Origin of the sequence: Corynebacterium yudongzhengii (genome assembly GCF_003065405.1) — a bacterium.
GTDB classification, from domain to species: Bacteria; Actinomycetota; Actinomycetes; order Mycobacteriales; family Mycobacteriaceae; genus Corynebacterium; species Corynebacterium yudongzhengii.
Window position 1 is genome coordinate 562,555 of sequence record NZ_CP026947.1, and the last position, 21,767, is coordinate 584,321.

Sequence of the window (21,767 nt, forward strand, 5' to 3'; positions counted from 1 at the left end):
GGTGGTTCCGCCGTGCCGGAACGCAGCAAGCAGGCCTTAAGCCAGGTCATCAAGGCTTATGACATCCGCGGTGTCGTCGGCGAGGACATCGATTCCGACCTCGTGCGCGACATCGGCGCCGCCTACGCCCACCTGCTGCGCGCCGAGGGGGAGAAGACGGTGGTGATTGGGCACGATATGCGCCCGTCGTCACCTGAGCTCGCCCAGGCCTTCGCCGTCGGCGCCGCCGCCCAGGGCCTCGACGTCATCCACCTGGGCCTGACCTCCACCGACGAGCTCTATTACGCCGCCGGAGTGCTCGACTGTGCCGGCGCCATGCTCACCGCCAGCCACAACCCGGCCCGCTACAACGGCATCAAGCTCTGCCGCGCCGGCGCCACCCCGGTCGGCCAGGCCAGCGGACTGGCGGACATCACGCAGATGCTTATCGACGGCATCCCCGCTTACCACGGCACCCCCGGCGAAGTCAGCGAACGCGACGTCCTCGACGACTACGGCGCCTACCTGCGCGAGCTCGTCAACATCGAGGACATCCGCCCGCTCGTGGTGGCCGTCGACGCCGCCAACGGCATGGCCGGACTGACGGTCCCTGCGGTGCTGGGGGCGGTGGGCGTCGATATCCGCCCGCTGTACTTCGAGCTCGACGGCACGTTTCCCAACCACGAGGCCAACCCGCTGGATCCGAAGAACCTGGAGGACCTGCAGGCCTTCGTCAAGGAGAACAACGCCGATATCGGCTTGGCCTTCGACGGCGATGCCGATCGCTGCTTCGTTGTCGACGAGCACGGTGAGCCGGTCTCGCCGTCGGCGATCACGGCCCTGGTGGCCGAGCGTCACCTCGCCGAGCACCCAGGGGAGACGATCATCCACAACCTGATCACCTCGAAGGCCGTGCCTGAGATCGTTCGCGAAAATGGCGGCAACCCGGTGCGCACCCGTGTCGGCCACTCGTTCATCAAGGCCACGATGGCCGAAGAAGGCGCTATCTTCGGCGGCGAGCACTCCGCGCACTACTACTTCCGCAACTTCTTCAACGCAGATTCCGGCATGCTCGCCGCCCTGCACGTGCTCGCCGCCCTCGGCCACGATGAACGCCCCCTAAGCGAGCTCATGGCCGCCTATGATCGCTATGAATCCTCCGGCGAGATCAACTCCACCGTCGCCGACCAAGAGGCGGCCACCGAGGCGGTCATCGAGGCTTTCGCGGAGCGCACCGAGTCCGTCGACCGCCTCGACGGCGCCACCATCCAGCTGGCCGGGACCCCGGCGTGGTTCAACCTGCGCGCTTCCAACACCGAGCCGCTTCTGCGCCTCAACGTCGAAGCGCCGACGCAGGCGGAGGTCGACGCCATCGTTAAGGACGTGCTGAGCATCATCCGCCAGTAGCCTGGGGCTCATGACTCACCCCTCCGACTACGACCCCGAGGCCGTCCGTTTCTTCGACCTAGCCCACGAGGGTGCGCAGATCCGTTCGGTGGCGCAGATCGTCGACAAGCTGGCGCCGCTGGCCGGCAACCGCCCGCGCAGCGTGATCATCTACTCGCCCGACCACCTGGCGCGCAAGTCCGCGGAGCTGGCCGTGGCCCTGGCGGGGCCACTGAATACGCCGTGCGTGATCGTCGATAAGCTGCCGAGCTACACCGGGCCCCTCGACGTCGTGGTCGCACTGACCGACCGCGGCGACGCCCCCGAGCTCGCCCGCGGCCTCATCACCGCCGCCGGCCGCGGCGCCGAGATCATCTGCGCCCCACCCGCGCGCGGCCCGCTTCTCGACGACCTCCCGCCCACCGCCTTCACCGTGCCCGCCCTGCCCACCGTCGCGGGCTTTTCGCCGGCGCGCGTCATCGCCACGGTCACCGCGGTACTCGACGTGCTGGCAGGCCCCGACGTGCCCGTCGCCGAGCGGATCTCCGAGCTCGCCGCCAGCATCGACGAAGACATCGTGCGTCTTTCCCCCGAGCGCGACGCCACGATCAACCCGGCGCGTGGGGTGCGGGCGTTCGTCGATAAGCACCAGGTCATCCATACCGCGCCGCCGGCAGGCGACCCGGAGCACGAGACCGGCGCGCGGGCCGCCGAGCTCATCGCGCATTTGTGGTCGGCGCGCGGGATGGCGTCGGGCTATGTCGATCCGGCCGACCTGCCCGAGGTGCTTAACCACAATGTCACAGCGAATACCAAGGACATATTCCACGATCCTTACCTAGACGGGCCGGAAGAAGTGATACCGTTAAGGATCCTTGTCTGGGCGGCGCGCGAGACCGATCTCACCGAAGCTATGGCCATCAGCGCCGACCAGGCCACGCGCCGCCCGTTCGGGCGTATCGACGCCGCCTTGCGGCTGGTGATCCGCGCGCTGGCCGCCACGATCTACGACGCGCCCACCGGTGACGGCGCCTGAGCACATCTCTGGGAGGAATGACACCCGATGCACCGACTGACCGGCGTGACCCGCCACTACCCCTGGGGTTCACGCACCAAGCTGGCGCAGCTGCGCGGCGAAGAAGGGCCCACGCAGCAACGGGAGGCAGAACTGTGGTTCGGCGCGCACCCGGCCGCACCCGCGACGATCGACAACACCCCACTGACCGAGATCATCGCCGCCGACCCCACCTACGCGCTCGGCGAGAAGGTCAGTGCCTGCTTCGATGGCCAGCTGCCTTTCTTGGTGAAGATCCTGGCGGCCGACGAGCCGCTGAGCCTGCAGGCCCATCCCTCGAAGCTACAGGCAAAGGAGGGCTTCGCCCGCGAGAACGACGCCGGCATCCCGCTCGATGCCGCGGAGCGCAACTACCGCGACGACACCCACAAGCCCGAGGTCATCGTGGCGCTGTCGCGCTTCGAGGCGCTGACGGGGTTTAGGCCGGTGGACAAGACGCGACAGCTTTTCGACGTCCTCAACCTCCCCGAACTCGAGCACTACACCGCGATCCTCGACGGCGCCGCCACCGACCACGACGAGGCCGAAGCCATCGACGAGAACAGCAACCTGCGCGCGCTGTTTACCACCTGGATCACCATCCCGCACACAGCAAGGGCGGCGCTTATCGACGCCATCGTCGCTGCCTCCGTCGCCCACCTCGACCGCGGCGACTGGATCTCCGAGATCCTCGAGGTGGTCGTCGACCTCAACGAACGCTACCCCGGAGATGCCGGGGTGCTCGGCGCGCTGCTGCTCAACCATGTGGTGCTGGAGCCCGGCGAGGCGCTCTACACCGAGGCCGGCCAGCTGCACGCCTACCTCGAGGGCATCGGCGTGGAGGTCATGGCGAACTCCGATAACGTGCTGCGCGGCGGTTTGACCTCCAAGTACGTCGACGTGCCCGAACTGGTACGCGTGCTCAACTTCCGCGAGAACCCCGATCCGCGGATCGGCCGCGACGCGCAAGGTACCTATGACGCCCCCGTCGACGAGTACCGGCTGCGCCGCCTCGAGCTTGCAGCCGGCGAGCAGGAGACCGTCGACTCGGATGGGCCGATGATCGTGCTCTGCGTCAAGGGTTCCTTCGACGGGATCGCGGCGGGCGAGGCGGCGTGGATTCCCGCCGGCGACGACGCCCAGCAGCTGACCGCCGGTGACGAGGGCGCGGAGCTGTTTATCGCGACTGCTTAAGGCAGAGCAAGTAGCTTGGCGGCTAGGGGACGGCAAGGATTCACACTCACTTAACGGATTCGAGCGGTCACTATAGTTTTTGCATCTATAGCTGCGATTAATCTGCTGCTCCTGCTCGTGTTCTGGCTGACTGGGCAGACGATCGCGTTTTCCACCGCCGTCGGTGCTCCGATCCTTCTGGGGCTGAGCCTCGGTGGCGTGGTGGGTTTAGCCCTGGATAAAGCGACAACGAAAGTCCAGCTCACTGTCTGAGTGCTCGCCAGCCTCGCGGCCGCCCTGGTTTTCACGGTGGTCACGCGCCTGCTCTTTTTCTAGGCGCTGCAATTGTTGAATTCGTTGAGGAGCTGGTCGAGTGCGGACACGGCTGGGAAAACATCGACGGCTCTGCCCATCGCGGTGGCTAAAGAAAAAGGATCATCCTTCGGTGCGGAAAACTCTCGATATTGGGGCCGCTGAGGCCGACAGAGTAGATAGGGAAGTCACAGGTGCTGATTCGGGATAGGTAGTGCGTGTCCACGTAGTTGGTAGTAGGGTTCCGGCTACCTCCTGGTAGCGCCCTCAAGCTCCGACGCATCTCTGATGCGCAGGTCTCGTGGTTTTGGTACGCCCTATTCCACGGTGTGCTGCTCCGCGGAGTCTCTCTCCGGAATGCGCCGGAGTGTTTTCGCGCTTTGGTGATCAGCCCGAAAAAGAATTGCTAGAGCGCCGCCTTGGTCTACTGGCGTAGGTGAAGAAGATGCGTCTACGTGACTATGCCGCGGCATAGTGGGGATGAGGGTTTTTACACACGTGCGTAATCGGGAATTGATGGATCCCGGGGAATTCATAGGTGCACGTGATGCACTGTCACCTGTGCCGTGCTCGGGGTTTGCTGAGGGTTGGGGAGTCTGCTGTGCCGCCGAGGCCCGGGACGTGGCGGCTGGGGCTGGATGGCTTTTACCAACTACCTGGAAACCGGCGCTACCGAATCTCCAAAGGAAAGCTTTGTTCGTGATGTCATTGAGGGCCTACGCAGTCTTAACCGCGAGGAAGCGGTTTAAAAGCTCGAGGGGAATCCCGACGACACGTCCGCGGAGTTCGACGGCGGTGCTGGCTGGTCAGAGCTCGGCTCAACTGAGCTCGTCTCGCTCGAGCCCGCGTTATCCCGCTCGCGCTCGGTCGGCTCCTGGTTCTGCTCGGAGGGGGTGGAAGGCTCAGCCTCGCCCTGCGGGGTGCTTTCGGTGCCGCGCTGCGGGAGCGTCATCTGCTCCTGTTCAGACTCGGTCGGAGAGCTCGGCGTGGCCGAGCCTTCGTCAGGCTGGCTGGGCTTGTTCTGGATGCTGTCCTGCCCCGGAGGCGTGGGCAGCGGCAGCGGGATGTCGGTAGGCAGAACCGGAATCGTGGGCCAGGGCTGGTTATCCTCATCCTCAGGCGGGGTGGAGGAGCCGGAGTCCGGGCGCTGCGGGCTGGTCTCGGCATCCTCCGACGGGGCCGTCGGCTGGGAAGGAGAGGGTGCAGGCTGCGGCTCCGGCGAGCCCTGGGGAGAGGACTCCGCGAAAGGGGCCTCCTGCTGGGCGCGTACAGTCGGCTCGCTCTGCCGGACCAGACTGGAGCGCTCGCCGACGTTCTGTGGGCGGTGCACCGCCGTCGGTCCCACTTCCGATGGTGCGGCCTCGATCGCGTTGGGTGCCAAAAAGGGGTCGTCCTTCTGCGGGGCCGCGAAGTTGGCCCCCTCATCTGGGGTGTGCTCGGGGGTGCTGGTGCTCTCGGAAGTCGAGGGAGTCGAGGTGGTGCTCACACTCGAGGCCGGCGACTCGGCGGAGACGTCCTGTACCCCGCTGGAGTTGGTCGAAGGCGTGCCGGACCGCCACACCAGCCCAGCGACCACGGCGGTGGCCACTAGGCCGATGATCACGAAGATCATCACCTTGCGGGATTCGGATTTCACAGGCAGCCTCGCAGCCTCGAGAAGGGGATGGGAAAGCGACGATATTACAACTCGATAACAACATAACAGAAAAAGGCGAGATTGCACGCGCGAATTGCTATCCCGCGCCACAGTGGTGTCTGATCGGCAGAATAAGAGGCATCGGGTTATGTTGTCGCCGACCCCAGATCACTTCAGCGAGGAGGACCACAACTTATGAGCACCTGGGACGCGAAGATTCTCACGGACGACGTCAACGAGGAGTTCCTCGACGACCTCGTCGACTTGGACGATGAGGAGATCGTCACCGCCATCCGCGACGCCTGCCTGCTCGTGCGCAACCAGCCGGGGGTCTCGGAGGAAGATGAGAAGAACTCCCTGGCCGCCGCCACCATCGCCGCTATCTGGGCCGGTGCCCCCTTTTCCGCTGGTGAAGTGGCGGAGAACTACCCGTTCATCCGCGATCTCGTCGGCGAGGGCGACGAGGAACTGCACGAGGCCGCCGCGGAGCTGCTCGAGGAGGTCGGCGGCGATGACCCGGACGTCGATCAGTTCATCGAGGCCCTCAGTTGAGCCGCGCGGCGTCCACGGGGCTACAGTGGGGAACTCGTAACCCCAACGACGACTGTTTTCTGTAAGGAGTAGCCCGGAACTATGGCCGCAGCGTTTGATTTCAAGGTCGCCGATCTTTCTCTCCACGAGGAAGGCCGCCACCAGATTCGCCTCGCCGAGCACGAGATGCCCGGCCTCATGGCCCTGCGTGAGGAATACGCCGACGAGCAGCCGCTGGCCGGCGCCCGTATCGCCGGCTCCATCCACATGACCACCCAGACCGCGGTGCTCATCGAGACCCTCGTCGCCCTCGGCGCCGAGGTCCGCTGGGCCTCCTGCAACATCTTCTCTACGGAAGACCCGGCCGCGGCGGCGGTGGTCGTCGGCAAGCATGGCACCCCGGAGGACCCGCAGGGAGTGCCCGTGTTCGCCTGGAAGGGCGAGACCGGCGACGAGTACTGGTGGTGCATCAACCAGATCTTCTCCTGGGGCGACGAGCTGCCGAACATGATTCTCGACGACGGCGGCGACGCCACCATGGCCGTCATCAAGGGCCGCGAGTTCGAGCTCGCCGGCGCCGTGCCCCCGACCCAGGAAGGCGACCCGGACGAGTACATCGCGTTTACCAATATGCTGCGCGAGGTGCTCGAGAAGGAACCGGAGAAGTGGACCCGCCTGGCTGAGTCCATCAAGGGTGTTACCGAGGAGACCACCACCGGCGTGCACCGCCTCTACCACTTCGCCGCCGAGGGCGCCCTGCCCTTCCCAGCGATGAACGTCAACGACGCCGTGACCAAGTCCAAGTTCGACAACAAGTACGGCACCCGCCACTCCGTGATCGACGGCCTCAACCGCGGTACCGACATGCTCATCGGCGGCAAGAAGGCGCTGGTTTGCGGCTACGGTGACGTCGGCAAGGGTGTTTCCGAGGCCCTCGACGGCCAGGGCGCGAACGTCGCGGTCACCGAGGTCGACCCGATCAACGCGCTGCAGGCGCTCATGGACGGCTTCGACGTGGTCACCGTCGAGGACTTCATCGGCGAGGCCGACATCGTCATCACCGCCACCGGCAACAAGGACATCATCTCCTTCGAGCACATGCAGCAGATGAAGGACCACGCGGTGCTGGGCAACATCGGTCACTTCGACAACGAGATCGACATGCACTCGCTCATCCACCGCGACGACGTCACCCGCGTGCACATCAAGCCGCAGGTCGACGAGTTCCAGCTGCCCAACGGGAAGTCCATCATCGTGCTCTCCGAGGGCCGCCTGCTCAACCTGGGCAACGCCACTGGGCACCCGAGCTTCGTCATGTCGAACTCCTTCGCCGATCAGACCATCGCCCAGATCGAGCTGTTCACCAAGTCTGACGAGTACGACAACGAGGTCTACCGCCTGCCCAAGCACCTCGACGAGAAGGTCGCCCGCGTCCACGTCGAGGCCCTCGGCGGCACGCTCACCGAGCTGACCAAGGAGCAGGCCGAATACATCGGCGTCGACGTCGCCGGTCCCTACAAGCCGGAGCACTACCGCTACTAATGATCATCGCGGTCGAAGGCATCGACGGTGCCGGCAAAAACACCCTGGTCTCCGCGGTGCGCCAGGCCACAGGGGCGGAGGTTTTATCGTTCCCGCGTTACGACGACTCTCTGCCCGCCCAGCTCGCCGCCGATGCCCTGCGCGGGCGCATGGGCGACCTCATGGACTCCGCGTATGCGATGGCGACGCTGTTTGCGTTGGATCGGGCCGGTGTCGTCGATAAGCTCAACTCTTTTCGCAGCGACGGGGTGATCCTCCTCGATCGCTACGTCGCCTCGAACGCCGCGTACACGTGGGCACGCACGGGCGATGAGGCCGTCGTCGATTTCCTCGGCGAGCTGGAGTTCGAGCGCATCGGGCTGCCCGTGCCGGATCTCCAGGTGCTTTTAGCCACCGACCCGCAGGAGGCGGGGCGGCGGGCGCAGCGGCGGGCGGTCGTCGATAAGCGGCGCGAAAAAGACGCCTACGAGCAAGATTCCAGCCTGCAAGAGCGCACCTATGATGCATATTGCGCGCTCGCGCAGCGGCAGTGGTACTCGCCGTGGGAGGTCACCTCGGATGCTGAGCGGATCCTCGCTAGAATCGACGCGTTACGCTAAGTGGTGTTCGGAAGAAAAGGGTAGAAGAAGTCATGGCTGCAACCATCCTGGTCGTCGATGACGACCCCGCAATCTCGGAGATGCTCACGATTGTCCTGGAATCGGAGGGCTTCGAGCCCATTCCCGTCACCGACGGCAACGACGCGGTGCCGGCGTTTCGGGAACACGAGCCGGATCTCATCCTGCTCGACCTCATGCTGCCCGGCATGAACGGTGTGGACATCTGCAAGGCGATCCGCACGGAATCGGCGGTGCCGATCGTCATGCTCACCGCCAAGACCGACACCGTCGATGTGGTGCTCGGCCTGGAGTCGGGGGCGGATGACTACATCACCAAGCCCTTCAAGCCAAAGGAGCTCATCGCCCGGATTCGGGCGCGGCTGCGTCGCAACGAAGACGCCGAGGACTCCGAGATCCTCGAGGTCGGCGACTTGGTAATCGACGTCCCGCAGCACACCGTCACCCGCGCCGGCGAGGAGATCTCGCTGACCCCGCTCGAATTCGACCTGCTGCTGCAGCTGGCCCGCAAGCCCGGCCAGGTGCATACCCGCGAGGAGCTGCTCGAAAACGTCTGGGGCTACCGGCACGCCTCGGATACCCGTCTCGTCAACGTCCACGTCCAGCGCCTGCGCGCCAAGATCGAACACGACCCCGAGGACCCGCAGATCGTGCTGACGGTCCGCGGCGTCGGTTATAAGACGGGCAAGCTCGACTAGGTGGACCGTCATCTTAAAGCAACGGCTAAATCATGCGAAGGAGTCGGTCTCTGAGGCCTGGCGCACTTCGCTGCAGGTGCGGGTCATCGGCACCATTTTCATGGTGTCGGCGATCGTCATGCTCCTGTTGGGCTTCGCCCTGGCGAGCATCTTCTCCCAGCGGCTCGTCGACAACAAGGTCGACCTCGGCAACACCGAGATCGACCGGGCGCGCGTCGTCGTCGAGCAGCAGATCGAGGCCACCGGCTCCTCGGCGTCGCTGCAGTCGCGGCTGAACTCCGCCCGGGCGGCGCTGACGAACATGCCGAACCAGGAATCGGCCGGCACCTCGACGTATGAGCCCGTTCTGCTCGTGCCGCAGCCCGACGGCTCGACGATCACCGCCCCGGAGAACTACCGCATCCCGGAGGCGCTGCGCCGCTTCGTCGAGGAAGGCCAGATCTCCTATCAGTTCGCCGAGACCGAGCGGGCCGACGGCTCCTCCTTCAACGCGCTGATCATCGGCACCCCCACCGAGGCCGACATCCCGGGCATGCAGCTCTACCTCGTGATGAGCATGGAATCCGAGGAAGCCACCCTGGCGCTGATGCGCGGCCTGCTCGCGCTGGCCGCGGGCGTGGTGGTCGTGCTGCTCGTCGCGGTGGTGTGGCTGGCCACGCAGCAGGTCACCGCCCCGGTGCGCTCGGCCTCGCGCATCGCCCAACGGCTCGCGGCCGGTCACCTGCGCGAGCGCATGGCCGTCGACGGCGAAGACGAGATGGCCCGCCTCGCGCTGAGCTTCAACGACATGGCGGACAAGCTCTCGCACCAGATCCACCAGCTCGAGGAATACGGCAACCTGCAACGCCAGTTCACCTCGGATGTCTCGCACGAGCTGCGCACCCCGCTGACCACCGTGCGCATGGCCGCCGACATGATCGCCGCGGACGCCGATGACTTCGAACCGCACACCCAGCGCGCCACCCAGCTCATGCTCCGCGAGCTCGACCGCTTCGAGGACCTGCTCGCCGATCTCCTGGAGATCTCGCGCCACGACGCCGGCATGGCCGACCTCTCCGAGGCCCGCATCGACATGCGCCAAGTCCTCGACTCTGCCTGGCAGCAGACCAAGCGTATCGCCGAAGAACTCGACGTTGACGTCACCTTCCACACCGGCGAGGAGCCGATCTACTTCACCGGCGATTCCCGCCGCATCGAGCGCGTGTTGCGCAACCTCATCGCCAACGCTTTGGACCACTCGGAGTCGAACCCGGTCGACGTCACCGTCGCCGCCACCGACTCCAACATCGCCGTCACCGTCACCGACCACGGCATCGGGCTCAAACCCGGCCAGGAAGAGCTCGTGTTCAACCGCTTCTGGCGCGCCGACTCCTCCCGCAAGCGCCACTCCGGAGGCACCGGCTTGGGCCTGGCGATCGCGCAGGAAGACGCCGCGCTGCACGGCGGGTTTGTCGACGCCGCCGGCACCGAGGGCGTCGGCTCCGTCTTCCGGCTGGTCGTGCCCCGGGAGCCGGGAATACCGATCGATACCCCCGCGTTGGAGCTGGTAGCACCCGTAGCAGAAGAGGAGGCCGAGTGATCTTCCCCCGCCGCCTGCTCACGGCCACCGCCGTGTGCGCCACCACGGTCGTGGTCGCCGGTTGCGCCACCTTGCCTAAGAACCACTCGCCGCAAGCCTTGCGCGAATATGACGCGGTCGCCGAGGTACCCACCGACGTCGGCCCCGAGCCCGACCAGGAGCCGGACCTCTTGTTGCGCGACTTCTTCACCGCCTCGGCGCACCCGACCGGCGATCACGCTGCGGCGCGCAACTACTTCACGGATTCCGCCGGTCAGGAGTGGTCGCCGGAGGGTGGGCCGTTGATCGTCGATAGGCTCAACGTCTCCGCCGAGCCCGGCGGCACCGACGACGAACGCGCCTACACCGTGCGCGGCCGGCTCATCGGCCGGCTGGCCCCGGGCGGGGTCTACCAGACCGAAAACGCCCAGTACGAGGCCACGATCGTGCTCACGCGGGAAAACGGCCAGTGGCGTATCTCCTCGCTTCCCGATGAAATCGTCATCGAACGCACCGAACTACTCAACCACTACGAGCCGCACGACCTCTACTTCTTCGACGACTCCTCCCGCGTGCTCGTACCTGATCGCCGCTGGGTCTACTCCTCGGAGCAGTCGCTCGACACCGTTCTCATCGCGATGCTCATGGATGGGCCCTCCGACATCATCTCCCCGGCCGTCCAGCCGGCCGCGCCCCCGGAGGCCGAGTTCGTCGGCCGCCACGACGGCACCTATAACTTCGCCGGCTTCCAGGAGCTCGACGCCCAGGAGCGCATGCGTTTCGCCGCCCAGCTGACCTGGACACTCACGTATGCCGACGTGCCCCACCCCTATGAGGTGCGTATCGACGGCGCCCCCATCGCCGACGGCTACGACGATCTCACCCCCGAAGACTTCGCCGACCTCAACCCGCAGGTCAGCTCCAAGCGCTCGGCGACGCTGTACGCGCTGAGCGACGGACACATCCGCGAAGTCAGCTCCTCGGAGGCCGAACCCGTCGAGGGCGACCTCGGCACGACGGATGACATCGCCTCCGCCGACATCAACGCCGACGGCGACGCGCTCGCCGTGCGCCGCGGCGGCGAAGAGCCAACGCTGGTGGCCGGCAATGTCGAGGGCGTGATGACCGAAGTCTTCAGCGCCGAGGAGATCACCCGCCCGAGCTTCTCCCGCGAAGGTGACGGCGCGTGGGTCGCCGTCGACGGCGAGGACATCGTGCGCATCGTGCGCTCGTCCGCCACCGGCGCGCTCGTCGACAACGACGTCGACTCCGGAGAGCTCGACGACATCAACGGCACCATCTCCGAGCTGCAGATGTCCCCGACGGGCGTGCGCATTGCCGTGATCATCGGCGGGCGCCTCTACGTGGGCGTCGTCTCCAACGACGGCAGCGGACCCGAGCGCATCGTCAACGTCCGCGAGATCGGCGCGGAGATCGGCGGCTCCGCGCTCTCGGTGGACTGGAATCCCGACGGCTCGCTGCTCGTGGGCACCGCCTCGCCCGAGACCCCGATCTGGCGCGTCGAACGCGACGGTTCCGCCGCCACCGCGCTGCCGGCCGGCAACCTCTCCGCGCCGGTAGTGGCAGTGGCCTCCAGCCCGACGACGCTCTATGCCACCGACGAACACGCCATCCGCCAACTGCCCGCCTCCGGCGGCTCCTGGCGCGACGTCCCCGGACTGCGCGGAGTGCGCTCAGCGGCTATCGTCGCAGATTAGAGACGTATCGGGGGTTATGGTGGGGCTGGGGGAGCTGTTGTTGCCACGGGAGTGCGCGGGCTGCCGCGCGCCCGGTTGCGTGCTGTGCGAGCGCTGCCGAGAGCTCTTGGCAGCCCCGCCGATGCGGGTGACCACCCCAGTGTCGGCGCATGTGCCCGTCTTCGCGCTGGGGACGTATGCCGAAGCCCATCGCGGGGTGGTGCTGGCGGCGAAGAAGAACCGGAACCTGGCGGTGCGCCGCTATGTCGGGGCGGTTCTCGACGCCGGGCTCGACGACCTCTGCGCCCGCGGCGAACTCGCCGAACCCTTCGTGATCGTCCCGGCGCCCACGAGCCTGCGCAACGCCCGCCTGCGCGGCGGCGATACGGTCACCGCGTTTTGCCGCGCTACTCGACGGGTTGTCACCCCCATCCTGTACACAGCCCGCAAGAGCCTCGATCAACACCAGCTATCTGCCAGCGGGCGCCGGCGCAACCTCGCCGGGCGCATCCACCTGCGCGGCGAGGTTCCTCAAGCGCCGATCGTGCTTATCGACGACGTCGTCACCACCGGCTCCACCTTCGCCGCCGCGGTGGAGCGTCTGCTTGCCGCCGGGGCGAACGTGCAGGCGGCGGTGGCTATTGCGGCGGCGTGAGGATGTGGGGTGGGGGCGGGGAGGCGGCCCGTCGCAAAGCAAATTTTCGGCAAAGAACACATGAAGGGGGGATCGACGTGATGGTTATGACCAGATGTATGTAGGAATTACACCATCCGGAGGATCCGGATGACCCGTTCCATCACTGAAGGGGAGGAAGCAGATGACCACTGCCGACACCAATGACCCGCTCAGCCCGGACACCCAGGTGACCATCACTGGTCGTAACGTCGAGGTGCCTGAGCACTTTGCCGAGAGGGTCAACACGAAGCTGGCCAAGATCGAGAAACTCGACCCCACCCTCACGTTCTTCCATGTGGAACTACAGCATGAGAATAACCCGGCCCGCGGCGACCGCACCGACCGTCTCCAGATCACGGCGACCGGTAAAGGCCACCTCGCTCGGGCGGAGGCCAAGGAGGACAGCTTCTACGCGGCCCTCGAGACCGCGCTGGCTAAGATGGAGCGTTCCCTGCGTAAGGTGAAGGCCCGCCGCAAGATCGCCCGCTCGGGCCACCGTGCCCCGAAGAGCACTGGTCAGCTCGCTGCCGAGCTGCAGCAGAAAGCCGTCCAGCAGCAGGATCAGGAGGCGGCCCAGCAGGGTAAGTACGACGTCGACCCCTACGCCGACCAGGTCGAAGATATTCAGCCGGGCCAGGTCGTGCGCCGTAAGGAGCACGCCGCCACCCCGATGTCTGTCGATGACGCCTTGTCGGAGATGGAGCTCGTCGGCCACGACTTCTACCTCTTCATCGATGAGGAGACGCAGCGTCCGTCGGTCGTGTACCGTCGCCAGGCCTTTGACTACGGCCTGATCAGCCTCACTGACCAGGAGTAGGTCTTTCGCGATAAACCGCCTGTCCCGCGAGTGTCGGGGCGGGCGGTTTTCTGTGTCTTCGGTTAGTCATAACTCACGTGGGTTAGCACGGTGTCCCGCATGAGTGATGGTTCGTCTACGGGCTTTGGTCTACAAGATCAATTGCTGTTCGGGTGTTGAGGGTAAATGGGTCCGAGGCGGGGCGTAGCGGGGATTGTTTGCTTGGCGACGACTGTCCTGGCAGCTCCGGCCTTTTGGGGGTGACGGCTCTATGGCGGATGTCCGGTCCAGAGGCTTGGTTATGGGGCAAGTGTGTTGCCCTATGGCGGCAATCGGGCTGGGGATGATGTGTTTTCTCGACCGCCGATATTAAGCTACACATCACTTTTGATACTATGAAGTGGTGTGCAACATATAAATTGAAAGATCTAAAAATCGACTCGGACGGATAACACCATGGCGACGACTAACGCCAAAGCTAAGATCCACGCCCTGAACCCACCTGACCCCATGGCGAGTAGGCGCCTACCAGCTGCCCGGCTCTCCTGCATGATCGGTGAGATGCGTTGTGTGTCGCCTCCCTGTCGTCGCTGAGGTTCACTAGGTGATTCGCTGTCCCGAAGCTATCGGTGGAGATTGGACTCGCGGGACCTGCGTCGGCATTGACTTGCGCTCCCTAAGTCCCCTAAGGGCTTCCTCAGCGGCAGCTGGGTATCGAGGTGCTGTTGCTGCCGAGCCTAGGGCTCGATCGATTTCACGTTTGCGCTAAATCTGGTCACTCAGTTAGTACCTCGCGCGGGGTGCGTCGCGGACGCGTGAACTCCGGCGGTCTGCGCATCCGGAAATCTACACCGTGGCCGGACATGACTCACCAACATGAAGGATCTCTGTCCCACTGTCATGCTCTTTTGTTCCCAGCGTCGAAGGGATTTCGCACAACGAAAAGGAAAACACCACCGACCAAGACTGCCCCAATGGCCTGCGCTTACTCACCCGGGTAGCCGAAAAACTGGTGGCCGGCCAGCTGGCGTAGCCGGCGATGCAGTAACTAGATTTTTGTGAAAGTAGGTACCAATGTCCACCACAGACAAAGCGACGGCAGACGACGAGCTCCCAGAGCTGCACAGTAAGGAACATCTCAAGCAGTCGCGCGATGAGTTCCGCATGAAAAACCTCACGGAGGCGGATACCGAACAGATTCGGCTCAACCGTCGCGGCAGTGCCCCGAACGGCACGTATCTCTCGTGGGTGATCACCCTGTTCGGCACTGCCGTGGGCGCGGGCATCCTCTTCTTGCCCATCGACGTGGGCAGCTTCGGTTTCTGGACGCTGGTGATCGCGACGCTCATCGCCGTGCCCATCGTCTTCTTCTCCCACCAGACCTATGCCCGCATCGTCTCGGCGTCCCCAGAGCAGGGGCTCGACGTGCTGCAGGTGGTCACGGCCCTGACCGGTCGCAAGCGAGGTTTGGCCACAGCGATCATCTACTGGCTGGCGATCTATCCCACGGTCCTCATCTATGGCATCTCGGTGACGAATGCGCTGGATAGTTTCATCGTTAACCAGCTCAACGGCCCGGAGATCAACCGGGCGTTGCTCGCCACGGTGTGCGTGGGCGTGCTTACCGGTGCTTTCGCCTTGGGCAAAAGGGCCACTCTGCGTCTGGCGAACGCGCTGGTCTACCCGCTGATCATCGCCTTGGCTGGGGTGTCGATCTACCTCATCCCTCAGTGGGATCTGACCAGCTTCTGGTCTTATGAGTCGGATACGCCGCTGTGGCAATCGCTGCTGCTCATCCTGCCGGTGCTCGTGTTCTCCTTCAGCCACATGGCGGCGGTCTCGCAGTTCGCGCTCGATATGCAGAAAGAGAAGAAAGGCGATGTCGCCGCCACCGAGCGGCATGTCTCTCGCATCGAGATGACCACAGCGCTGCTGCTGGTGTTGTTCACCATGTTCTTCGTCTGGTCGTGCACGCTCGCGTTGGGCTCCGAAGGCATGGACGCCGCCCGCGAAGCGAACGTGCCTGTGCTGTCCTACTTTGCCACCCAGGACAATAACCAGTTCATGGCCCTGATCGCGCCGGTGATCACCCTCTGTGCCATCGCATCGTCCTATTTCGGTCACATGCTCGGCACCGAGGAGGGGACCGCGTATCTGGTGCGCGTCGTCGCCCCGGAGGCGTCGAAGAAGATCGACCAGCGACTGCTGAACTACGGCATCTACGTTTTCGTTTTTGTTACGACGGTCGCGGTAGCCGTCTACAACCCTTCGATCCTCGATCTGATCTCCGTTGTCGGCGGAATCTTCATGACGTTCTTGGTCTACCTCGTGCCCAACCTGCTGTTCCGCAAGGCCCTGGCCTTCCGGCACTACGCCAATCGCCCCGGCACGCTGTTCGTCGGCATCGTTGGCGTGATCATCATGGGCGTCACCGTGTGGCAGATGGTGACCGGCAACTAAGTACCTAAACATCCAGGAAGGAGTCTCATGCTGCGCGACGATCTTGGCCTGTTTCCTCACTACGCGCCGGGTAAATCCGACCCGACCAAGCTGAAGTTGACGTCGAACGAATCGAATATGCCCCCGCTGCCGAGTGCGCAAGCAGGCACGCCAGGTACTTGTCGACGGTCAAGTCCGCGGGAGTGGTGTATCTGTCCTTCCTGAATCATTGGAATCTAGTGGAGGGGGTGTCGGGGACCGGCGCGGGCTGGGTTGCTGTGCATTAGGCCGCTCCCTCGGTCGTGACGGTGTTGCTCGCGTCGACGGTGTTGGCGACGATAAGCTTTCGGGTTTGTTCCAGGCTTGCCAGTGACATGTAGCGCTTTTGTTGAATCCAATCATCATGCTGCTCGGCGAGCACTGCCCCGACGAGTCGTACTACCGCGGCCCGATTGGGGAAGATGCCGACAACGTCAGTACGCCGGCGGATTTCCCGGTTGAGTCGTTCCGTCGGGTTATTCGACCACACCTTCGTCCACACAGCTTTCGGCGTGTTCGTGAACGCTAAGATCTCATCCAACGACTCTTCCACGTATCCGGCTACTTCTGGGAAACGCTGGTGACAGAACTCTACTACTTCCCGGGCTTGGTCCCACGTGGACCTGGCGTCGGCTTGCTGAAAAATGGAATGAAACATCCCCGACAACGTCGTCCACCCGCGCTTGGAAACTTTCGAGGAAAGGTTCTTGGCAAAATGCGTTCGGCACCGCTGCCAACCGGCAGTAGGAAGAACTTGGCCGACAGCGGCCTGGATACCCAGGTGGGCATCACTAGTGACGAGGTAGACTTCACCAAGTCCGCGGGCTTTTAAGTCCTGGAAGAACCCGGTCCAAGATTCCACGGACTCTGATGTTGCTACTTGCATGCCCAAAAGCTCCCGGTAGCCGTCGTTATTGACACCGGTGGCAATAAGCACGCTGGTCGTGACTACCCGTCCGCCTTCACGAACTTTCATGGTCACCGCATCACAGGACAGGTAGTAGTACGGGCCCTGATCAAGCGGGCGGGTTCGAAACTCCTCGACCATGATGTCGAGTTCTTTGGCCATGTCAGAGACCTGGGACTTCGACAGGTTGGTGATCCCCAGTGTTGCGACCAGGTCGTTCATCCTGCGGGTGGAGACACCCTTTAAGTAGCAGGTGGCGATCACTGTGGTCAGGGCCCGTTCGGTTCTGCTGCGTCGTTCCACAAGCCAATCAGGAAAGAAGCTCCCGGTGCGTAGTTTTGGGATAGCGACGTCAATGGAGCCGACACGGGTGTCGAGTTGGCGGTGACGGTAGCCATTGCGGGTGTTGGTGCGCTGCGGAGAAACAGTGGCGTAGTCAGCACCGCAGACGCTGTCGGCCTGAGCCGAGAGGATTTGGTTGATGAAGTCCGAGAGCATTTGGCGCATCAAATCTGGGGACGCTTGAGTCAGTAGCTCTTCGAGATACGCGGTCGGATCGATATGATGAGGGTCAGCGGCCATCGCAGGGTACTTCCTTTCGAGGATAGGTAGAAGTTGATTCGAAAGGTACCCGCGATGGTCGCCTTCATGCACACCGGCACAAGACTTACCGCGGGCTACAGATACACCACGCTAACGGACGCAACCCTTGTCGACGTCCTCGGAACCGCTCCTTCCCACGGCAACTTCGTCTGGGTCCCGGGCAGCAACGGTCCGGAGCTCGAGCGGCATTTCGCTGAGAACGGCATCCTCATCCGTAGCTACCCCGATGCGGGTGCGCGTATTAGTGTGACGGATCTCGATGAGGCGTACCGGGTGGCTGAGGTGTGGAGAAGGCGCTGAGAGGACCCTGGTTTGAGGTGGCATTGGTTGTGTCATCAGGGCAAAGCGGGAAGTGCGTCGTCATCGAAGCTGTCGGCGTCCTCCGGTAGTTCGAGGGGGAGGAAGGAAGCGTCCTCGATGCGCATCGGAAGGCTGCGGTTTTCTGAGGCGAAACGTAGACCACCGGGGAATTCGAAGAGAATACTGTTCGGGCTCTTGTGATCAATTGTGACGCTCACTATTCCTAGGGAAACTAGTGAGTGGCAGGCGGCACAGATGGGGATGAGATTCCACACCGCAGTCTTACCGCCTTCGGCATAGGCTTTGATGTGGTGGAAGTGGATGAATCGGGAATGATTGCACCCGGGCATCGCGCACTGGTAGTTCCACAAGGCGATTAACGCCCCGGCTTGTGCATCGCTGACTAGGCGCTGGGCTTTCGAGATCATGATGTGTACGCCGTGTTTATCGAGTAAGTGGACTCGCACATCCCCGTTGAGGATTGCGGCCACCAACTCTGGTGAGTGAGCCTGAGGGATAGCAGGTAGCGTTGGCCGGCCTTCTTCATTCACGATGACATTGACGTGGGCGCCGGGAGTGCGCAGCCGGTTCATTGGCTTAGAGCGTGTCATGTTGATCATCGCCAGAAATGATGAGAATAGGTTGTTGCGCATTGGTACCCCGTAGCCGGTGGCGTCGCGTGGATCGAGCGGTTGGCCATTGTCATCCACCATCGGGGACGACTCCAGTTCCGCGGGTACTTCGACAGGCTCTGCGCTTGCTTCCTCCAGTTCACGATCCAGTGCCTTAGGATCTTGGAGGATCGCTGGGTCGAGCTTACGCAGGTCCCGGTAGTTGGACAGTTCCGCGATTTTGAGTGCGGCGAGGAAGCGGGTGGCGTTTTCCGCCGACATGTGGGCGGTGATTTTGGCCCAGCCGGTGTCATCATCGATATCAATGCGTAGTGATTCGAGGCGTTTCGTTTCTTCGGGTTCGCGCATGCCGGCGAGTGCCAGCCGGGCCTCAGACAGGGTCATCGAGGTAGCGATCTCGTGGATTCTGGGGACGTTGTCTGGGGTGAGGTGCTTAGTTATAAGGCGCACCATGGAGTAACTGATGCTGCCCTCAAGGAATTCGCTGGCGATCGTAGGGTATTCGCGCAGAACCGACCCGATGCGTAGGTACTCGTAAGCAGTGGATTCTCCGATCTGGAGATGCCGGACCATCCAGACAACTGTGGAGGGGGCGCCGTGAGTGCGGACGAGGCCTCGTTCATGGAAGGTGGCCAGCGTAATGATGAGGGTGGCTTTGAAGATGGTGGTCTGCTTGTTGGAGTGGTGCAGCGTTTGTACGAGGCTGTCATCGTCTAGGTGCGTGAGTTCGTGGATGGCGAGCATGGAAATATCCCCCTGATTGATGTCCGCTCACTTGTTCTAAATCTAACATGGTATCCGAAGCGAAACAAGGGGTGGGGGCAATTATTTTATGCCATTTAGCTGCGTGTTCTTTCTATGCAGTGGCATAATCTCGTTCTAGACGTAGGCGAAGGACACCTCAGTAGCGATCAATTGTTCGGTGAGGGGTGTCCTTTGTTGCTGCGTGAGATTCTTTACTATGCAGTGGCATAGTTTCCTGAGTGGGTTGTTCGAGGCGTTGTTCTATGCCACGGCATAATCCTGACTTAGGACATTTAGTCAGGTTTAGCCAGGTTCGCGGGTAGGGGCGTCGAAAGGCCTCCCGTATGCTCGGCGCCGTCACCGGGATCGACGTTGGATGGTGTTTGCCGTTGCGTCTCCATGGCCTGGTGTCACCCCGTGGACGGGGTGCGCGACGCGTGCTTCGTTTATGCCACGGCATAATCTTGGCCTAGGCCATTTAGTCAGGTTCCCTGCCACAGCTTCTCAAGGCCGGAAAACAAAAATACGGTGCCGAAACTCTCCAACGTCGACGCGCACAGCAGCGTGCCAGCCCCTAATAAAGCACACCCCAGAACCAAGGCGCGGAAGAGGAACCCAGCAGACCCCGAACCAAAACATATCCTCTAGCAGGTTTCCCACCAGAACCCCCGCCAACAGTAATTAAACATCGTTCAGCATTGGCTTAGTATGCAAGCATGACATGGCTGGAAGCGTCCGCAGAACAATCCCTGAACTCCTGGAGGCGCCGAGGGCTGGAGCGCATCCCAGCGACTTTCGCCTCAGCGCCCACCCCCGAGGCGGTGATTGATTCCCGCACCATGGTGCTTTTCAGCTCCTCGAACTATCTGGGGTTGGCACAGCACCCACGTGTCATAGAGGCGGCGTCCCGCGCCGGAGCCTTCTTCGGTGCCGGTTCCGGGGGATCGCGCCTGACCACGGGGACAACCAGTGCGCACCGAGAGGTGGAACGGGTGTTCGCGGAGTTTCTGGGCTACCCCGAGGCGGTGCTGTTTTCTTCCGGCTTTGCAGCGAATACGGGCACTCTCCAGGCGCTCGCGGGACCCGGCACAGTGATCGTCTCCGATGAACGCAACCACGCCAGCATCATCGACGGCTGCCGCCTCGCGAAAGCCCAGGGCGCGGCGGTAGAAGTCTATCCCCACCGAGACATGGGCGCGCTCGAGCGCGTGCTCGACAAACACCATGACCGCAACTGCTTAGTGGTAAGCGATGGCCTGTTCTCCATGGACGGCACCGTCGCTGCGCTACCCGAGCTGATGGCGATCTGCCGTGCCCACGAGGCTGCCGTGATGGTCGATGACGCCCACGGCACCGGAACCCTGGGTGCGTCGGGACGTGGCATCGTCGAGCACTTCCAGCTCCACAACGACGCCCCCGATGTGTTGGTGGCGACTGCCTCGAAGGCCCTCGGGGCAGAAGGGGCAGTAGTCGCCGGCTCTCCGGCGCTAACCGAGCTCCTTCGCCAGAAGGCGCGCTCCTATGTGTATTCCACCTCGCCCGCGCCAGCCACCTGTGCCGCCATTGCGGAGGCCCTCGACATCATCGCCGGTAGCGCCAGCCCGCTAGGAGCTCTCCGCGCGAATATAGATCACCTGTCTCATCGGCTGGGGTGGAAGACGTGGGAGACCCCGATCTTTCCCATTCCCATCGGGGGTGAGGAGCACGCCGTAGCAGTCTCAGAAAGCCTTCGTGAGCAGGGATTTTTCGTTCCGGCTATTCGCTACCCCACGGTCGCCCGCAACCGCGCGATCCTCAGGGTCACGCTCATGGCGACACACACCGCTGCCCACATTGACTCGCTTGCGAACGCACTAGACGGCCTCATCCACTCATAACCGCGAACCGGCAGTCGTCGTCACGAGCTCGCTGAAGCGCGTGATGTAGTCGCGAACGAATGCGACGGTGCGCTCCGGGGCCAGGCGATCCTTGTCGATCAAAGTCGGCGATTGGCCGAGGAAGATCTCCGGCTGACCGAGAGTCGGCATGTCGAAGTAAGACAGTGCGAGGCGGAGATTCTTCTGAGAGGAATAGCCGCCCATGCGGCCGACGGAGTGGCTGATGATGCCCGCCGGCAGCCCCTTCCATGCGACGTCAGAGTTGGGCTTGGAGCCGATGTCAATGGCGTTTTTGAGGTAGGCGGGGATGGTCCGGTTGTTCTCAGAGGTGACGAAGAGAACCCCGTCAGAGTTTTTGATTGTGGCCCGAAACTGCGTATAGGAATCGGGAGTGGAAACGTCCGTGACGGAAGGATCGTCGTAGTCGAAGTTGTACAGCGGCAGGTGGCCGATCTCGACGATCTTCGCGTCGATGGCATCCGGGAAGTAGTCCAGGCAGCTCAAAGCTATTTTGCGCGCATAGGACTCCCGGCGCAGGCTGCCTACGAGCACGGAGACGTTATAAGTCATG

General features: G+C 63.4%; 18 protein-coding genes. 14 read left to right on the forward strand and 4 right to left on the reverse strand.

Features of this window, described 5'->3' with window-relative positions:
• The first annotated feature begins 12 nt into the window (after positions 1-12).
• From C3B44_RS02665 to manA, 3 genes are read left to right on the forward strand one after another with little or no spacing between them, the layout of a single operon-like run.
• The gene (locus C3B44_RS02665; RefSeq protein WP_108431011.1) at positions 13-1,386 is read left to right on the forward strand and encodes a phosphomannomutase/phosphoglucomutase; all 1,374 of its coding nucleotides are present in this window, start codon (positions 13-15) and stop codon (positions 1,384-1,386) included.
• Positions 1,387-1,396: 10 nt separating this feature from the next.
• Positions 1,397-2,401 (forward strand): hypothetical protein, encoded by a 1,005-nt coding sequence (locus C3B44_RS02670; protein WP_108431012.1) that lies wholly within the window; start codon positions 1,397-1,399, stop codon positions 2,399-2,401.
• A gap of 27 nt (positions 2,402-2,428) precedes the next feature.
• The gene (gene manA, locus C3B44_RS02675) at positions 2,429-3,613 is read left to right on the forward strand and encodes a mannose-6-phosphate isomerase, class I (RefSeq protein WP_108431013.1); all 1,185 of its coding nucleotides are present in this window, start codon (positions 2,429-2,431) and stop codon (positions 3,611-3,613) included.
• A 1,036-nt stretch (positions 3,614-4,649) separates the two neighbouring features.
• Here manA and C3B44_RS02685 read toward each other — a convergent pair.
• Positions 4,650-5,540 carry a hypothetical protein gene (locus tag C3B44_RS02685; protein WP_108431014.1) on the reverse strand — a complete coding sequence of 297 codons (891 nt, stop codon included), beginning with the start codon at positions 5,538-5,540 and terminating at the stop codon, positions 4,650-4,652.
• A gap of 195 nt (positions 5,541-5,735) precedes the next feature.
• Here C3B44_RS02685 and C3B44_RS02690 point away from each other — a divergent pair, with 195 nt between their 5' ends.
• From C3B44_RS02690 to C3B44_RS02730, 9 genes are all read left to right on the forward strand, one after another.
• Entirely contained in the window at positions 5,736-6,092 is a 357-nt protein-coding gene (locus C3B44_RS02690) for a DUF4259 domain-containing protein (RefSeq protein WP_108431015.1), read from the forward strand.
• Positions 6,093-6,173: 81 nt separating this feature from the next.
• Positions 6,174-7,613, forward strand: a complete 1,440-nt coding sequence (gene ahcY, locus C3B44_RS02695; RefSeq protein ID WP_108431016.1) for an adenosylhomocysteinase — start codon at positions 6,174-6,176, stop codon at positions 7,611-7,613.
• Positions 7,613-8,212: a dTMP kinase gene (locus tag C3B44_RS02700; protein WP_108431017.1), complete on the forward strand. Its 600-nt coding sequence runs from the start codon at positions 7,613-7,615 to the stop codon at positions 8,210-8,212. The genes ahcY and C3B44_RS02700 overlap by 1 nt, the downstream gene beginning before the upstream one ends.
• A 32-nt stretch (positions 8,213-8,244) precedes the next feature.
• Positions 8,245-8,928, forward strand: coding sequence for an MtrAB system response regulator MtrA (mtrA, locus tag C3B44_RS02705; protein ID WP_108431018.1), 684 nt, complete (start codon positions 8,245-8,247; stop codon positions 8,926-8,928).
• A gap of 70 nt (positions 8,929-8,998) precedes the next feature.
• Positions 8,999-10,507, forward strand: a complete 1,509-nt coding sequence (gene mtrB / locus C3B44_RS02710; protein ID WP_278320645.1) for an MtrAB system histidine kinase MtrB — start codon at positions 8,999-9,001, stop codon at positions 10,505-10,507.
• The gene (gene lpqB / locus C3B44_RS02715) at positions 10,504-12,204 is read left to right on the forward strand and encodes an MtrAB system accessory lipoprotein LpqB (protein WP_108431019.1); all 1,701 of its coding nucleotides are present in this window, start codon (positions 10,504-10,506) and stop codon (positions 12,202-12,204) included. The genes mtrB and lpqB overlap by 4 nt, the downstream gene beginning before the upstream one ends.
• 106 nt (positions 12,205-12,310) lie before the next feature.
• Positions 12,311-12,838 carry a ComF family protein gene (locus C3B44_RS02720; RefSeq protein WP_242979246.1) on the forward strand — a complete coding sequence of 176 codons (528 nt, stop codon included), beginning with the start codon at positions 12,311-12,313 and terminating at the stop codon, positions 12,836-12,838.
• Positions 12,839-13,001: 163 nt separating this feature from the next.
• On the forward strand, positions 13,002-13,676 hold the full coding sequence (gene hpf, locus C3B44_RS02725; RefSeq protein WP_108431021.1) for a ribosome hibernation-promoting factor, HPF/YfiA family: 675 nt from the start codon (positions 13,002-13,004) through the stop codon (positions 13,674-13,676).
• 1,053 nt (positions 13,677-14,729) lie between these two features.
• On the forward strand, positions 14,730-16,115 hold the full coding sequence (locus C3B44_RS02730) for an amino acid permease (protein ID WP_108431022.1): 1,386 nt from the start codon (positions 14,730-14,732) through the stop codon (positions 16,113-16,115).
• Between the two features lie 262 nt (positions 16,116-16,377).
• Here the strand turns inward: C3B44_RS02730 and C3B44_RS02735 are convergent, their stop codons facing one another.
• Positions 16,378-17,622: an IS256 family transposase gene (locus C3B44_RS02735; RefSeq protein WP_108430557.1), complete on the reverse strand. Its 1,245-nt coding sequence runs from the start codon at positions 17,620-17,622 to the stop codon at positions 16,378-16,380.
• A 54-nt stretch (positions 17,623-17,676) separates the two neighbouring features.
• Between C3B44_RS02735 and C3B44_RS11590 the strand changes: the two genes are divergently transcribed.
• Complete coding sequence (locus C3B44_RS11590; protein WP_108964115.1) at positions 17,677-17,943, forward strand: hypothetical protein; 267 nt, start codon at positions 17,677-17,679, stop codon at positions 17,941-17,943.
• 35 nt (positions 17,944-17,978) lie between these two features.
• Here the strand turns inward: C3B44_RS11590 and C3B44_RS02740 are convergent, their stop codons facing one another.
• The gene (locus tag C3B44_RS02740; protein WP_108431023.1) at positions 17,979-19,319 is read right to left on the reverse strand and encodes an HNH endonuclease signature motif containing protein; all 1,341 of its coding nucleotides are present in this window, start codon (positions 19,317-19,319) and stop codon (positions 17,979-17,981) included.
• 716 nt (positions 19,320-20,035) lie between these two features.
• On the opposite strand from C3B44_RS02740, the gene C3B44_RS02745 reads away from it, so the two are divergent.
• Positions 20,036-21,196, forward strand: a complete 1,161-nt coding sequence (locus C3B44_RS02745; protein WP_108431024.1) for an aminotransferase class I/II-fold pyridoxal phosphate-dependent enzyme — start codon at positions 20,036-20,038, stop codon at positions 21,194-21,196.
• On the opposite strand, the gene C3B44_RS02750 is transcribed toward C3B44_RS02745, so the two are convergent.
• The gene (locus tag C3B44_RS02750) at positions 21,191-21,766 is read right to left on the reverse strand and encodes an NADPH-dependent FMN reductase (RefSeq protein WP_108431025.1); all 576 of its coding nucleotides are present in this window, start codon (positions 21,764-21,766) and stop codon (positions 21,191-21,193) included. The two genes, C3B44_RS02745 and C3B44_RS02750, sit on opposite strands and share 6 nt — an antisense overlap.
• Position 21,767: the final 1 nt, after the last annotated feature.